The organism is Arthrobacter sp. BG5 (assembly GCF_056680155.1).
In genome coordinates this window covers 2,345,012-2,357,099 of sequence record NZ_CM155268.1, presented here as the reverse complement: position 1 = coordinate 2,357,099, position 12,088 = coordinate 2,345,012, and the positions used below count along the sequence as shown (strand labels likewise).

15 protein-coding genes are annotated in these 12,088 nt (G+C 69.0%); 4 read left to right on the top strand and 11 right to left on the bottom strand.

All coding sequences use genetic code 11. The annotated features are described in order from the left end of the window. From AC1MBE_RS10965 to AC1MBE_RS10950, 4 genes are all read right to left on the bottom strand, one after another. Complete coding sequence (locus AC1MBE_RS10965; protein ID WP_479778161.1) at nucleotides 1–276, bottom strand: hypothetical protein; 276 nt, start codon at nucleotides 274–276, stop codon at nucleotides 1–3. A gap of 70 nt (nucleotides 277–346) precedes the next feature. Then, on the bottom strand, nucleotides 347–658 hold the full coding sequence (locus tag AC1MBE_RS10960; protein WP_346958469.1) for an AzlD domain-containing protein: 312 nt from the start codon (nucleotides 656–658) through the stop codon (nucleotides 347–349). Continuing rightward, nucleotides 655–1,401 carry an AzlC family ABC transporter permease gene (locus AC1MBE_RS10955; protein ID WP_479778158.1) on the bottom strand — a complete coding sequence of 249 codons (747 nt, stop codon included), beginning with the start codon at nucleotides 1,399–1,401 and terminating at the stop codon, nucleotides 655–657. Before AC1MBE_RS10955 ends, AC1MBE_RS10960 begins: the two co-directional genes overlap by 4 nt. After that, nucleotides 1,398–1,853, bottom strand: a complete 456-nt coding sequence (locus AC1MBE_RS10950; protein ID WP_479778156.1) for a DoxX family protein — start codon at nucleotides 1,851–1,853, stop codon at nucleotides 1,398–1,400. The genes AC1MBE_RS10955 and AC1MBE_RS10950 overlap by 4 nt, the downstream gene beginning before the upstream one ends. A gap of 123 nt (nucleotides 1,854–1,976) precedes the next feature. Between AC1MBE_RS10950 and AC1MBE_RS10945 the strand changes: the two genes are divergently transcribed. Both AC1MBE_RS10945 and AC1MBE_RS10940 read left to right on the top strand, forming a co-directional pair. Further along, nucleotides 1,977–2,978: an ABC transporter ATP-binding protein gene (locus AC1MBE_RS10945; protein WP_479778154.1), complete on the top strand. Its 1,002-nt coding sequence runs from the start codon at nucleotides 1,977–1,979 to the stop codon at nucleotides 2,976–2,978. Further along, a complete protein-coding gene (locus tag AC1MBE_RS10940; RefSeq protein WP_479778152.1) occupies nucleotides 2,971–4,563 on the top strand; it encodes an ABC transporter permease in 1,593 nt (530 codons plus the stop codon). The genes AC1MBE_RS10945 and AC1MBE_RS10940 overlap by 8 nt, the downstream gene beginning before the upstream one ends. A gap of 55 nt (nucleotides 4,564–4,618) precedes the next feature. Here the strand turns inward: AC1MBE_RS10940 and AC1MBE_RS10935 are convergent, their stop codons facing one another. From AC1MBE_RS10935 to AC1MBE_RS10920, 4 genes are read right to left on the bottom strand one after another with little or no spacing between them, the layout of a single operon-like run. Continuing rightward, the gene (locus tag AC1MBE_RS10935; protein ID WP_479778150.1) at nucleotides 4,619–5,020 is read right to left on the bottom strand and encodes a cupin domain-containing protein; all 402 of its coding nucleotides are present in this window, start codon (nucleotides 5,018–5,020) and stop codon (nucleotides 4,619–4,621) included. 9 nt (nucleotides 5,021–5,029) lie between these two features. Next, nucleotides 5,030–5,362: a carboxymuconolactone decarboxylase family protein gene (locus tag AC1MBE_RS10930; RefSeq protein ID WP_479778148.1), complete on the bottom strand. Its 333-nt coding sequence runs from the start codon at nucleotides 5,360–5,362 to the stop codon at nucleotides 5,030–5,032. 50 nt (nucleotides 5,363–5,412) lie between these two features. Continuing rightward, nucleotides 5,413–5,955: a cyclophilin-like fold protein gene (locus AC1MBE_RS10925; protein ID WP_479778146.1), complete on the bottom strand. Its 543-nt coding sequence runs from the start codon at nucleotides 5,953–5,955 to the stop codon at nucleotides 5,413–5,415. Between the two features lie 55 nt (nucleotides 5,956–6,010). Then, entirely contained in the window at nucleotides 6,011–7,213 is a 1,203-nt protein-coding gene (locus tag AC1MBE_RS10920) for an MFS transporter (protein WP_479778144.1), read from the bottom strand. 149 nt (nucleotides 7,214–7,362) lie between these two features. Here AC1MBE_RS10920 and AC1MBE_RS10915 point away from each other — a divergent pair, with 149 nt between their 5' ends. Beyond that, the gene (locus AC1MBE_RS10915; RefSeq protein WP_479778142.1) at nucleotides 7,363–8,250 is read left to right on the top strand and encodes a helix-turn-helix transcriptional regulator; all 888 of its coding nucleotides are present in this window, start codon (nucleotides 7,363–7,365) and stop codon (nucleotides 8,248–8,250) included. Nucleotides 8,251–8,273: 23 nt separating this feature from the next. On the opposite strand, the gene AC1MBE_RS10910 is transcribed toward AC1MBE_RS10915, so the two are convergent. Next, nucleotides 8,274–9,161 carry a glycerophosphodiester phosphodiesterase gene (locus AC1MBE_RS10910; RefSeq protein WP_479778140.1) on the bottom strand — a complete coding sequence of 296 codons (888 nt, stop codon included), beginning with the start codon at nucleotides 9,159–9,161 and terminating at the stop codon, nucleotides 8,274–8,276. Between the two features lie 50 nt (nucleotides 9,162–9,211). On the opposite strand from AC1MBE_RS10910, the gene AC1MBE_RS10905 reads away from it, so the two are divergent. Continuing rightward, nucleotides 9,212–10,522, top strand: coding sequence for a DUF445 domain-containing protein (locus AC1MBE_RS10905; protein ID WP_479778138.1), 1,311 nt, complete (start codon nucleotides 9,212–9,214; stop codon nucleotides 10,520–10,522). Nucleotides 10,523–10,782: 260 nt separating this feature from the next. On the opposite strand, the gene AC1MBE_RS10900 is transcribed toward AC1MBE_RS10905, so the two are convergent. Together AC1MBE_RS10900 and AC1MBE_RS10895 are read right to left on the bottom strand one after the other, a co-directional pair. Continuing rightward, the gene (locus AC1MBE_RS10900; protein WP_479778136.1) at nucleotides 10,783–11,337 is read right to left on the bottom strand and encodes a GNAT family N-acetyltransferase; all 555 of its coding nucleotides are present in this window, start codon (nucleotides 11,335–11,337) and stop codon (nucleotides 10,783–10,785) included. A gap of 62 nt (nucleotides 11,338–11,399) precedes the next feature. Then, nucleotides 11,400–11,897 carry a hypothetical protein gene (locus AC1MBE_RS10895; protein WP_479778134.1) on the bottom strand — a complete coding sequence of 166 codons (498 nt, stop codon included), beginning with the start codon at nucleotides 11,895–11,897 and terminating at the stop codon, nucleotides 11,400–11,402. Between the last annotated feature and the right edge of the window lie 191 nt (nucleotides 11,898–12,088).

Sequence of the window (12,088 nt, the reverse complement as noted above, 5' to 3'; positions counted from 1 at the left end):
TTAGCCGTCCGCGGGCTTTTCCTTGGCTTCGTGGAGGTCGGGCTTTTCCTTGGCTTCGTGCAGGTGGTGTGCCTCCTGGAGGTGCTGTTGCAGCTTCTCCTCGGCTTCCCGGCGGCGGCGCGCCATTTCGCGCAGTTCCCGGGTGGACTCGGCCCCGGGGGACACAAAATGTTCGTGCGTCTTGGAATGGTGCGCCTTGCCGGCCGCTTCCGGGTTCACCCCTTCCGGATCATCCGGACCGGAGGCAGCGGCATTCGGCGCGTCATTGTCGGTCATGATCGAATGCTCGCACCGGCCGCCGGGCGGAACTAGGGGCTAAAGACCGTTGAGCGTCCGGCGGCGGCCCTCAGTTCCAGCCGAGCAGCCGCAGCCCGGCCGCGGCGCCCGCCCCCGCCAGGACCACCACCAGGAACGGTGCCCGGAACCAGAGTGCGACGGCCGCCGCGGCGAGGGCGCCGAGCCGGGCGTCCAGCGCCAGCGACTGCCCGGACGCCACCGTGTTCACGACGGTCAGGGAGGCCAGCAGGCCGATCGTCATGGTGCCGGCGATCCGGGACATCCGGGGATTGCGCAGCAGGCTGGCGGGCACCAGGTACCCCACCAGCTTCCAGGCGTAGGCCAGCACACAGGAGAGCAGGAGCCAGAGCCAGAGCGTCATGAGGCCTCCCCCGGGCCGCGGCCGGCCACGTGGTGCGGCTCGGCGTAGGGGTCGACGTCGGGTTCCAGTCCCTCGTCGCTGCGACCGTGGCTGAACCAGCCGACCACCGCCGCCACGAGCGCGGCGACCAGGATCGGCACCCCGGCCGGCACGAACGGCACGGCCAGGACGGTGGCCAGGGCGCAGACGACGGCGATCGCGACCGGTTCGCGGCCCTTGAGCCGCGGCCAGAGCAGGCCCAGAAACGCCGCCACGGCGGCGCCGTCGAGCCCCCACTGCTTCGGGTCTCCAAGGGCACTGCCGGCCAGCGCCCCCACCGCAGTGAACAGGTTCCACAGCACAAAGACGCCGATCCCCGCGGTCCAGAAGCCCCGGCGCTGCTCCGCCGGGTCGGTCTGGCCGGTGCTCGTGGCGGTCGATTCGTCGATGGTCACGTGGGCGGCGGCGAACCGGCGCCAGCCCCGCGGCTGCAGCAGGGCGTTGAGCTGCATCCCGTAGATGCCGTTGCGCATGCCCAGCAGGGTGGCCGCGCTCATCGCCGCAACGCCGGATCCGCCCCCGGCCACGACGCCGATGAAGGCGAACTGCGAGCCGCCGCTGAAGAGCAGCAGGCTCAGGGCCATGGTCTGCCAGAAATCCAGCCCGGACGTCACGGACAGGGCCCCGAACGAGATGCCGTACAGTCCGGTGGCGATGCTGATGGACAGCCCGACGCGGACCGCCGGGGATTGCGTGAACTTCAACGGCCCGGCCGCTTCGGGACCGGCCTGCCCAGGCTCCACGCCCAGGCGATGAGCGGCGCCTGCAGCGGCAGACGCAGGCTGTGGATGCGGCGTTGGGAGGGCGTTCCGTCGGGGCCGAACGCCTTGCGGAGCGCGTCCAGGTGTCCGGCGAGGAAGGCGGTGAGCATGGCGGTGACGCAGGCGGCGGCCGCTCGGCGGGTGGGCGGGAGCAGCAGTCCGACGGCGGCGCCGGCCTCCAGCAGCCCGCTCGCCGCCACCCATTCCTCGCGGGACAGCACGGCGAGCGGCCCGTTGCGCCGGTTGCCGGAGTCATCACGGCAGAGGAAGTCCGGGACCACCGGGGCGTAGAATCCGGGATCGCGGAAGTGTTTTGCCGCGCTGGCCAGCAGCAGCCCGCTCAGGGCGGCCGCGGAGGGTGTCTGGGTTGCCCGGGGGGACCAGCGAAAACGCATGGAACCATGCAACCACAGCCGCGCGGTGCCCGGTAACCGGGGGCCGTAACCTGCGCCGCGGGCTGCGAACACGGGACTTTCCGCAGGGGTCCGGCGGCGGCGGCCCGGAGTACCTTGTTGACTATGAGCAGTGTCGTGGAAATGGCCGGCGTCGTGAAGCGGTTCGGGGCCGTGACTGCCCTCGACGGCCTGGACTTCGAGGTGGCCGCCGGGGAGGTACACGGTTTCCTGGGCCCCAACGGGTCCGGCAAGTCCACCACGCTGCGGCTGTTGCTGGGCCTGCTCCGGTCCAACGCCGGAAGCATCCGCGTGCTGGGACTGGACCCCTGGCGCGACGTCGCGACGCTGCACCGCCGGCTGGCGTACGTACCCGGCGACGTGGCGCTGTGGCCCAACCTGACCGGTGGCGAGGTTATCGAGCTCCTCGGCCGCTTGCAGGGCGGCCAGGACCGGGCTCGTCGGGACCGGCTGCTGGAGCTGTTCGAGCTGGACCCCACCAAGAAGGCCCGCACCTACTCCAAGGGCAACCGGCAGAAAGTGGCGCTCGTCGCCGCCCTGGCCACCGACGCCGAACTCTTCCTGCTGGACGAACCCACCAGCGGCCTGGATCCGCTGATGGAGGACGCCTTCCGCGGCTGCGTCCGCGAACTCCGGGCGCAGGGCCGCACCGTGCTGCTCAGCAGCCACATCCTCAGCGAGGCCGAGGCGCTCTCCGACCGGGTCAGCATCATCAGGGCCGGCCGGGTGGTGGAGACCGGTCCGCTGGAGCACCTGCGGCACCTGACCCGCACGTCCGTTACCGCCGACGTCGCCGCCGTGCCGCCGGGGCTGGAGCTCCTGGCCGGCGTGCACGATGTGGTGGTGGCCAACCACCGGATCAGTGCCCAGGTGGATCCCGCCGGCCTCGGCCCGTTGCTGCAGGCCCTGACCACGGCCGGCCTGCGGGCACTCACCAGCCAGCCGCCCACGCTGGAGGACCTGTTCCTGCGGCACTACGGCGCCGGAAACGGCGTCTCCCGGAGCGGGACGGGCCCGGCGGGCCCGACGGACTCCGAAGACGCCGGCTCCGCCGGGCCGCTTTCCACCGGGACGCGCTCCACCGGTCCGGGGGCCGGCAGTGCCTGAGACGCTGGCCGGCACCGGGACGCTGGTCCGGCTGGGGCTGCGGCGGGACCGTTGGCTCCTGCCATCCTGGGTGCTCGGCTTCGCCGTCGTGGCGTATTCGACGGCGGCGGCCGGCGCGGATCTCTATCCCGATGTCCGCAGCAGGATCGAGGCCGCCAACGCCTTGAATGCGACCGCCTCGATGGTAGCGATGTTCGGCCGCATCTATGATCCCGCCTCGCTGGGGGCCCTCTCGCTGATCAAATACACCGCGTTTATGACGGCCATCCTCGCCGTCCTGATCGCCATCCTGATCATCCGGCACACCCGGGCCGACGAGGAGAGCGGACGGCTGGAACTGCTTGGGGGCGGCCGGCTGGGACGCGACGCGGCCCTGGCTGCCGCCCTGGTGATCGGGTTGGGCGCCAGCCTGGGCGTGGGACTGCTGTCCGCCGCCGCCCTGACCGCCGGGGGCCTGCCGGCTGCCGGGTCGCTGGCCTTCGGCCTCGGCTGGGCCGCCACCGGACTGGCCTTCAGCGCCGTGGCCGGCGTCGCGGCACAGCTGACCGCGAGCGCCCGCGCCGCCACCGGACTCAGCGTCGGCGTCATCGCGGTCACGTACGGGCTGCGCGCCGTCGGGGACCTCGCCGAACCGGGGCCGTCGTTCCTTTCCTGGCTCTCGCCGATCGGCTGGAACCAGCAGATCCGGGCGTTCGCCGGGGACCGGTGGTGGGTGCTGGCGCTGCCGCTGGCGCTGTGCGTCCTCCTCGTCCCGGCGGCCTTTGCCCTCCGGGCCCGGCGGGACCTTGGCGCGGGGCTGCGCGACGAGCGTCCCGGACCCGCCGTCGGTTCGCTCTCCGGGGTCTGGGCCCTGGCCGTGCGCCTGCAGCACCGGGTGTGGCTGGCCTGGGCGGTGGCCTTCGTCGTTTTCGGCGTGGTGATCGGGTCCCTGGTCAGCAATGTGGCACAGATGCTGAGTTCCTCCAATGCCCAGGACCTGATCAAGCTAATCGGTGGCACGAACGCCCTCAGGGACGCCTTCCTGGCGGCGGAGATCAGCATCATGGGCCTGCTGGCCGCAGCGTACGGTGTGGCGGCGACGAACCATCTACGCAGCGAGGAATCCGCGGGCCACACCGAGGCCCTGCTGGGGACGGCCACCACGCGTACCAGGTGGGCGGGCAGCCACTACGTTTTCGCGCTGGCCGGGGTCGCGGTGCTGATGATGCTGGCCGGGGTGTCGATCGGCGCCGGCGCCGCAGCCGCCGTCCAGGACGCCGGTCTGGTGGGCCGCGCCACAATCGCCTCGCTCGCCCAGATTCCCGCCGCGTGGGTGCTGACGAGCGTGGCGCTGGCGGTGTTCGGCTGGGCGCCCCGGCTGGCCGGGGCGGTCTGGGGCGTGCTGCTGGCGTTCGTGGCGCTCGGAGAGTTTGGCGTGCTCTGGAACGCCCCCGGCTGGCTGATGGACCTCTCCCCGTTCCGGCACTCCCCGCTGCTGCCGGTCGGGTCGGACGCGGTGCCCGCGCTGGCGGCCCTGACCGCCGTCGCCGCCGGGCTGGCGGTACTGGGCTTCGTCGGCTGGCGGCGGCGGGACCTGGCCGCGTAGCTGCGCCGCTCCGACGTCGTCCGGGCCGTGGCTGGACCAAAAAGGGGCCCGTCGCCTACCTGCCGTTGTATTCGTCGTCGGTGATGTGCTCACCCCAGGTGGTGGTGGCGGCGGGGTCTTCGCCGTTCTGGAGCATGGCGATGTGTTCCATGAAGCAGCCGGGGGCAGCGGCGTGCCAATGCTCTTCGCCGGGCGGGGTGTAAAGCGTTTGGCCAGGGTGGACTTCGATGATTTTGCCGTCGCGGCCGCCGAAGCGGGCGACGCCCTGGGTGACCCGGGGGTACTGGCCGCGCTGGTGGGAGTGCCAGGCGGTCCGGGCTCCGGGGGCGAAGCGGACGGTGGCGACGACCATCGTCTGGTCCGGCTCGTGGGGCAGCGCGATCGGATCAAGCCAGACGTCGCCGGCGAACTGCTCGGCCGGGTTCTTCGAGGTGGGCACGGGGGGTTCGATGTTCATGATTTTTCCCTACTTTTTGTCGGTCAGGAGTTGCTGGGCCACGCCCATTGCAGCCATACCCTTGGGCCAGCCGGCGTAGAGCGTGATGTGGGTGATGGCTTCGATGAGCTCTTCCCGCGTCACGCCGTTCTCGAGGGCGCGGCCGAGGTGGAAGCCAAGCTGCTCTGTGTTTCCGCCCGCGGCGAGGACGGCAACGGCGATGAGGCTGCGGTCGCGTGCGCAGAGCTCGGGCCGGCTCCAGACGTCCTCAAAGAGCACGTCGTCGGTGAGTTCGGCCAGCTTCGGGGCGAAGTCGCCGAACATCCGCCGGCCGCCGCCGACTTGCTTGGGTTGGTCAGTCATGATGTTCCTTCTTTCGGTGGGTGCGTGGAGACTCGGGTCGGCGGTGCCGGTCAGTCGGCTTTGCGGATGGTGGCCGCGAATCCGTCAGCCTGGTTTTCGACGGCGTCGGTGTTTTCGTAGGTGCCGATGGGCACGATCCCGTTGAAGTAGCCGACGTGCCGGTAGTAAAGGACGAGACTTTGGTCGGGGGCGTAGTACCCGATGGTGAGCGGCGCGGCCTCGCTACCCGCTGGTGCGCCCGCGAGGTCCAGGGGGACCGGCAGCTGCGCTAGCTTTTCCTGGCCGCCGTGGTCCCGGAACGCCAGGGTCAGGGGAAGCTGGGCCAGGAGGGACGCCGACGTGGCGCTGCCGTCGAGTTCTCCTGCAATTCTCCGGCCCTGGAGCTCGATGACGATTGGCGTGGTGGTTGGCGTTGCGGTCGGGGCGGCAGCCGGACCGCCTGCCGGTGTGCCCGGTGAGGGCGGCCGTGTTTCAGCGCTGCCGCCGGGGTTATAGCTGCAGCCAGCCATGGCGATGGCGATCCCGACCATCGCCGGCACCAGAAGGCCCGGGCGCAGGGCTTTTCCCGGCAAGAACCGGTTGCGAGTGTTCATAGGTGGATCCTTTCCGGGGATGCGCGGCGGTGAATCTGGACGCCCTTCCGTGGTACTACAGGCGGGCGGGGAACGCGGTGCGGCGCCCGTAGACGGTCAGCATCAGCGCGGCCAGTCCGGCGGCGATCATCACGACCGCCAGCACCAGGCCGCTGAAACTCGTCAGCAGGGCGGCGCCGAGGATGCCGGCGGTGAAGATGGCGAGGTTGAACGCCACCGGCAGGAATGAGTTGGCGACGTCGGAGTCAGCGCCTCCGGTGGTGGTGAGGGCGGCTTGGAGCTGGGCGGCGGCCCCGCCGAAGGTGAGCCCCCACAGGACGGTCGCGGCGATGACAGCCGGGGCCGAGGCGTAGCCGACCAGCAGCACCACCGCGGCCGCGATGAACAGGGCCACGCTTCCGTGCAGCAGCGGGCGGGGGTGTTTGTCCAGGAGGGCGCCGGTGATGATGATTCCGGCGATCGAGGCGACTCCGAAGATGAAAAGTTCGACGTCGACGGTGAGGCTGGTTCCGGTGGTCCGCAGGTACGGGGCGATGTAGGTGTAGATGGTGTTGTGGGCCAGCATCCAGGTGAAGATGACGGCCAGGATCACGGCGATGCCGGGGAGGCGGAACACCCGGGCCAGGGGAAGCCGGGTGGCGCCAGGCTGCCCGCCGGCATCGGGGGCGATAACAGCAATGAATACCCCGGCGATGATGGCCACCGCGGTAAGTCCGGCGAACGCCCAGCGCCAGTCGAAGGTCGTTCCGAGCCAGGACCCCAACGGTGTGCCGAGGGCGAACCCGACGGGTGCCCCGACGGAGACGATCGCCAGCGACAGGCCTGCACGGGAGGGCGGGCTGATCTTCCTGCCGTACGCGGCCAACATCCCCCAGATGATTCCCGAGAAGGCGCCGGCAACGAAACGCGATACCAGTGACAAGGTCACGTCGCCGGAGAGGGCGGTGGCGCTGTTGGCCAGGATGAGGCCGAGGACCGCGCCGAGCAGCAACGGCTTGCGGCGCATACCCCGGGTCAGGGTGATGGCGGGGATCGTGATGACCACCGTGCCGAGGGCGTAGGCGCTGACGAACAGTCCGACGGTGCCTTCGCTGGTCCCCATTCCGGCGGCGATGGACGGCAAGAGGCCGGCCGGCATGGTCTCCATCGCAACGAGGACGAAGCCGATGACGGCCAGCACCGCCAGAGTGGCCAGCGGCAGTCGTTTCGCCGGTTCAATAGCTGCCGGGGCCGGCGCCGGGAGGGTGGTGGTGTCCATATGCTCTCCTTGCCCGCGGGGAAGCGGACGGGTTATGTGCTGGGAATCTTCATCCAGTCAACATGGGATGCATTCCGCGCGGGAGTCACTGTGGAGGGGTGTACCGGCAGGGAACCCCTGCTGTGCCGACGTCGATTTATCCTTGGAGCATGGATAACCGGGCTGAAGTACGTGAGTTCCTGATGTCGCGGCGCGCACGGCTCACCCCGGAAGAAGCCGGCATCGTCGCCGGCGGGAATCGCCGTGTAGCCGGGCTGCGGCGCAGCGAAGTCGCGCTCCTCGCCGACGTCAGCGTCGAGTACTACGCCAAGCTTGAGCGCGGTTCCATCGCGGGGGCTTCCTCGTCCGTGCTCGATTCCCTGGCCCGCGCCCTCCGCCTTGACGAGGCCGAGCGGGCGCACCTGTTCGACCTGGCCCGGGCGGCAGACGGCATCCCCACCTCCGGCAGGCCCCGGAAACGTGCCGCCACCCAGGCGCCGGCGCGACTGAGCCTGCAGTGGGCGCTGGAGGCGATCACCGAGGGCGTCGCCTTTGTCCGCGACCCGTACCAGAACCTGCTCGCGACCAACGCCTTGGGGCGCGCCTTCTACTCGCCGCTGATCGGCGACGGCGGTCGCGTGCCGAACCTCGCGCGGTTCCAGTTTCTCGACCCGGCTGCCCGGGATTTCTACCCGGATTGGGAGCTGTTCAGCGAGATGTGCGTCGGCATCATGCGGGCCGAGGCGGGCCGCGACCCGCACGACCGCACCATGCAGGACCTCGTCGGAGAGCTCTCGACCCGAAGCGAGACCTTCCGCGCCCTCTGGGGTGCGCACAACGTCCGCATGCACGGCTCCGGAACGAAACGTTTCCGCCACCCGGTGGTGGGCGAAGTGACCCTGGCGTACGAAGAGCTCGCCATCACCGCGGAGCCTGGGCTCGTCCTGATGGTCTACACCGCAGAACCCGGTTCCCCGTCGGCAGAACGGCTCCGCCTGCTGGCCAGCTGGGGCGCCAGCGGGCGCACGGTCACGGAACCGCACCAAACCACCGGCTGACACCGCCGGCCCGCAGCAGTTCCCTACAGCGGGGCGAGCAGCTGGGCTCGGACCTCTGCGGGGCGGTTCGTGGTGATCTCCTGGATGCCCAGCTCCCGGCAGAGGTCGACGTCGGCCGCGGAGTCCACCGTCCAGACCCGGAAGCGGCGGCCCGAATCGAGCCAGCGCTGCACGGTCCGGGAGTGCTCGCGGACGTAGTCGATTCCCGGTCCGGCCAGGCCCACCTCGCAGTCGTCCAGAATCCTCTCCCCCTCGGTCTGCGCGGCCTTCATGACGTTGGCGAGAGCACCGCCGGTGACGGCTCCGAGGCCCAGTTCCTCGCGGATTTCCTCAACGTTCACGTCGTCCACCAGCTGGCAGATGGCTGCGGCGGGCACAGACCGCAGCAGGTGCTTCACCGCGTCCGGGCTGAAGCTCATGAACGAGATCCGGATGTTCTCGAGCCTCGAGGTGGCACGGTCCCAGCCCTCGGCTTCCAGGATTTCCAGGACCCGGTCCTCGAGCTTGAGCTGGTAGGGGCTGGGGTGCTTGAGTTCGATCGCCAGCCCGATCTCGCGGCCGGCCAGGCGCAGGATGTCCAGCAGGTCCGGGAGCGTGAGGAACTGCTCGGAGGGGGCGCCGTACTCTTCCGGGATCCGGGCGCCCTTCCACGAGCAGAAGTCCAGCATCTTCAGCTCTTCCAATGTGCGGTCCGCGACCGGGCCGGTGCCGTTCGAGGTGCGGTCCAGGTTGGCGTCGTGAAGCAGCACCGCGTGCTGGTCGCGGGTGAGGTGGATGTCGCATTCGACGCCGTCGGCGCCGTCGGCGATCGCCTGCAGATAAGCGGCTCGGGTGTGCTCGGCGAAGGCTCCGCTGGCGCCGCGGTGGGCGTAGACCAGCGGGCGGGCGGCGGCGGACTCCTCGGTAGTCATGCTGACACGTTAGCCGACGTCGGTGACGGATGCGCGGCTAGGCTGGGCACATGCAGGTGAACACTGAACGACCCGCCCGTCCCGCCGTCCCCCCGGCCGGCGTCGAACACCGGCTCTCCGCCGCGGACGCCGAAAAGGCCGCGGCGCTGCGGAAGATGAAGCTGCTGGCCGTGTCGCTGCTGATCGGCATGGCCGTCATCTTCGTGGTCGCCTTCGCCCTGCAGAAACAGTACCCGTGGCTGCAGTACGTCCGGGCCGCGGCCGAGGGCGGCATGGTGGGCGCCCTCGCGGACTGGTTCGCCGTGACGGCCCTGTTCAAGTACCCGCTCGGACTGAAGATCCCGCACACCGCGATCATCCCGCGGCGCAAGGACCAGATCGGGGCCTCGCTGGGCGAATTCGTGGAAACCAACTTCCTCTCCGAACAGGTGGTGAAGGAGAAACTCGCCAGCGTGGACATCGCGCGGAAGGTCGGCGGCTGGTTGTCCGGTCCGGGCGGGCCCGAGCGGGTGGCCAAGGAAGGCGCCGCCGTGATCCGCGGTGCCTTCACGGTGCTGAACGACGACGACGTCCAGGCCGTCATCGAGGGCATGGTCCGTAGGCACCTGCTGGCGCCGCCGTGGGGACCCCCGGTGGGCCGGCTCGCGGAGCGCGTGTTCGACGACGGCCATCACCACGCACTGGTGGACCTGCTGGTGGACCGCGCGGTGGACTGGGTGCGGGACAACCACGAGACGGTCAACCGGCTGGTCACGGACCGCTCCCCCACCTGGGTGCCCACCTTCGTGGACGGGCTCGTGGGCGACAAGGTTTACGTGGAGATCCTGAAGTTCACCCGCGCGGTGCAGGGCGATCCGCAGCACCAGGTCCGGCTCTCGATCGACAAGTACCTCAAGGAGTTGGCGCAGGACCTGCAGCACGATCCGGTCATGATCGCCCGGGCCGAGGGCATCAAAGCCCAGGTGCTGGGCGACCCGGAGGTCCGCGAACTCGCCTCCCGCACGTGGGGCACCGTCAAGGCCGCCCTGCTGGCCGCCGTCGACGATCCGCACAGCGAGCTGACCGTGAAGTTCAAGGCCGCCGTGCACGACTTCGGCACCCGGCTGGTGGTTGACCCGGAGCTGGCCGGCAAGGTGAACACCTGGATCGGCGACGCCGCGGGCTACCTCGTGAACAACTACCGCGCCGACATTGCCGGGGTGATCACCGATACCGTGGCCCGCTGGGATGCCGAGGAAACCTCGGAAAAGATCGAACTCCAGGTCGGCAAGGACCTGCAGTTCATCCGGATCAACGGCACCGTGGTAGGCGCCCTGGCCGGGCTGGCCATCTTCAGCGCAGCGCACCTGGTCTTCGGCTAGGCCCCGCCACGGACCGGCCGTCGCAGCCCACGACTCCGCCTGACAGACGAGGAAATCAATGCCATGGAAGAGCCCTCCACCCTCAGGATGCCCATCGGCTACTAAGTCCGTGGGCCTCGGGTCCAACCTCGTGGGCCATCAGACTCCTGTTGTCTCAAAACCCTAGGGTTTCGAGGCACTGAGGTTATGAGACACATCGAGTCAGATGTCCCGTAAGAGGATCCTCTACCGGACGCGGGAAGACGCTTTGAGCCATGATGTCACCAGGGCGTCCCTCGAAGATCGATGTCGCCGTTCGGCCACTCACTTGTATCGCAAGTCGACGAGCAGATGAGCGTTGGCCCTTCCTGAGATACGATGACTGATTTCTGGTCCGCGCGGGACAAGCACCGTTCCGTGGCGTGCACCTGAACCCACCCGGCCGACTCGTAGAAGGGGACCACCTCCTTCCGGCATCCGAGGAAACCGAAGTGGGCTTCGGCTTCATCGCGCATCGCCTTTTGAGCGTGTCGCATAGCTCGGCCGCCGAGACCAGTACCGCGAAAGCGTGGATCGACCAGCACGCCTCCCGTGCCAGCCACAAGGACGTCGTCGGCTCCTACTGAGATCACGCGACGCTGAAAGCCCACATGCGCCGCCAGCACAGACCCTTGAAACGCCAGCACATGGAAATCCGCCGGAGAATATCCGTAAGGCGCGTGTGGGTTCCATCGGCCGTAATCGCTTAGATACTCGCTGTCGAAAAGCTTTTGCATTGCGGCAAGTTCCATCATGCCGAGGTCTTCGTGCCTCTGCAGCCTCAGGGCTTCATTCATCGTTCGAACCTATCTCGTCACATCGAGAACATCGACACGATAGTCGTCCGGTAACCGATCGTTCAGTGGGACTGCTTTTGGCGGGTGGAATGGTACCGGCGGATAAGTCGTCGAGTATGAAAGGCAGCCAGCAACCCGGAGACTGTGGCGAAGCCGGCTCCGAATCCTGCCAGCGCCAACCCGGTTGCTCCCGACACATCGAAGGCGATGACGGTGTAAACGGCCGTCACCGCGGCTGCTCCCAGTCCAGCGGTGAGCGCCCGTGGCAGCACGACTGATAGGGAGGCGCTGGCGTCAATCCAAAGCGCCGCTACCGAACCGGCACCCGTTGCCAGCCCGGCAACTGCTCCGATACTGAGCCCAAGCATGGCGATGAAGAATATCTGGCCGCCATTCATGCCCCAGAGCCCGAACTGCTCCGGAAACAGAGCTGCCTGAATGGTGGAAAACGCTGAGATGCCCGCGCTGACAGTCGCACCCAGCAGTGCCCCGGTAAGAACAGCCCGGGCCAGGAGAGGCAGCGCTACTGTCTTTACATTTCGCACGGCTGCCGGACCCATATTCGACACCCTAGCGGACGGCGTAGGAGAAGTAGCGCCGCTTGCACTGGCCACGACAAAGGATCGGCGTCGGTTGTCGAGCCCCGCCCGTTAGCCGGTGGCTCAACGGACGCCCTGGTGCACGATAGGGGATCCTTTACCGGACACACCGTCTTCCCAGCTCCTTTGGCCGGGTCGGAACCGAATCACTA

Excerpts from the sequence above, each read along its gene's own strand:
- AC1MBE_RS10965 (WP_479778161.1), bottom strand. The coding sequence starts at position 276 with ATGACCGACAATGACGCGCCGAATGCCGCTGCCTCCGGTCCGGATGAT.
- AC1MBE_RS10960 (WP_346958469.1), bottom strand. The coding sequence starts at position 658 with ATGACGCTCTGGCTCTGGCTCCTGCTCTCCTGTGTGCTGGCCTACGCC.
- AC1MBE_RS10950 (WP_479778156.1), bottom strand. The coding sequence starts at position 1,853 with ATGCGTTTTCGCTGGTCCCCCCGGGCAACCCAGACACCCTCCGCGGCC.
- AC1MBE_RS10945 (WP_479778154.1), top strand. The coding sequence starts at position 1,977 with ATGAGCAGTGTCGTGGAAATGGCCGGCGTCGTGAAGCGGTTCGGGGCC.
- AC1MBE_RS10935 (WP_479778150.1), bottom strand. The coding sequence starts at position 5,020 with ATGAACATCGAACCCCCCGTGCCCACCTCGAAGAACCCGGCCGAGCAG.
- AC1MBE_RS10930 (WP_479778148.1), bottom strand. The coding sequence starts at position 5,362 with ATGACTGACCAACCCAAGCAAGTCGGCGGCGGCCGGCGGATGTTCGGC.
- AC1MBE_RS10925 (WP_479778146.1), bottom strand. The coding sequence starts at position 5,955 with ATGAACACTCGCAACCGGTTCTTGCCGGGAAAAGCCCTGCGCCCGGGC.
- AC1MBE_RS10920 (WP_479778144.1), bottom strand. The coding sequence starts at position 7,213 with ATGGACACCACCACCCTCCCGGCGCCGGCCCCGGCAGCTATTGAACCG.
- AC1MBE_RS10915 (WP_479778142.1), top strand. The coding sequence starts at position 7,363 with ATGGATAACCGGGCTGAAGTACGTGAGTTCCTGATGTCGCGGCGCGCA.
- AC1MBE_RS10910 (WP_479778140.1), bottom strand. The coding sequence starts at position 9,161 with ATGACTACCGAGGAGTCCGCCGCCGCCCGCCCGCTGGTCTACGCCCAC.
- AC1MBE_RS10905 (WP_479778138.1), top strand. The coding sequence starts at position 9,212 with ATGCAGGTGAACACTGAACGACCCGCCCGTCCCGCCGTCCCCCCGGCC.
- AC1MBE_RS10900 (WP_479778136.1), bottom strand. The coding sequence starts at position 11,337 with ATGAATGAAGCCCTGAGGCTGCAGAGGCACGAAGACCTCGGCATGATG.
- AC1MBE_RS10895 (WP_479778134.1), bottom strand. The coding sequence starts at position 11,897 with ATGGGTCCGGCAGCCGTGCGAAATGTAAAGACAGTAGCGCTGCCTCTC.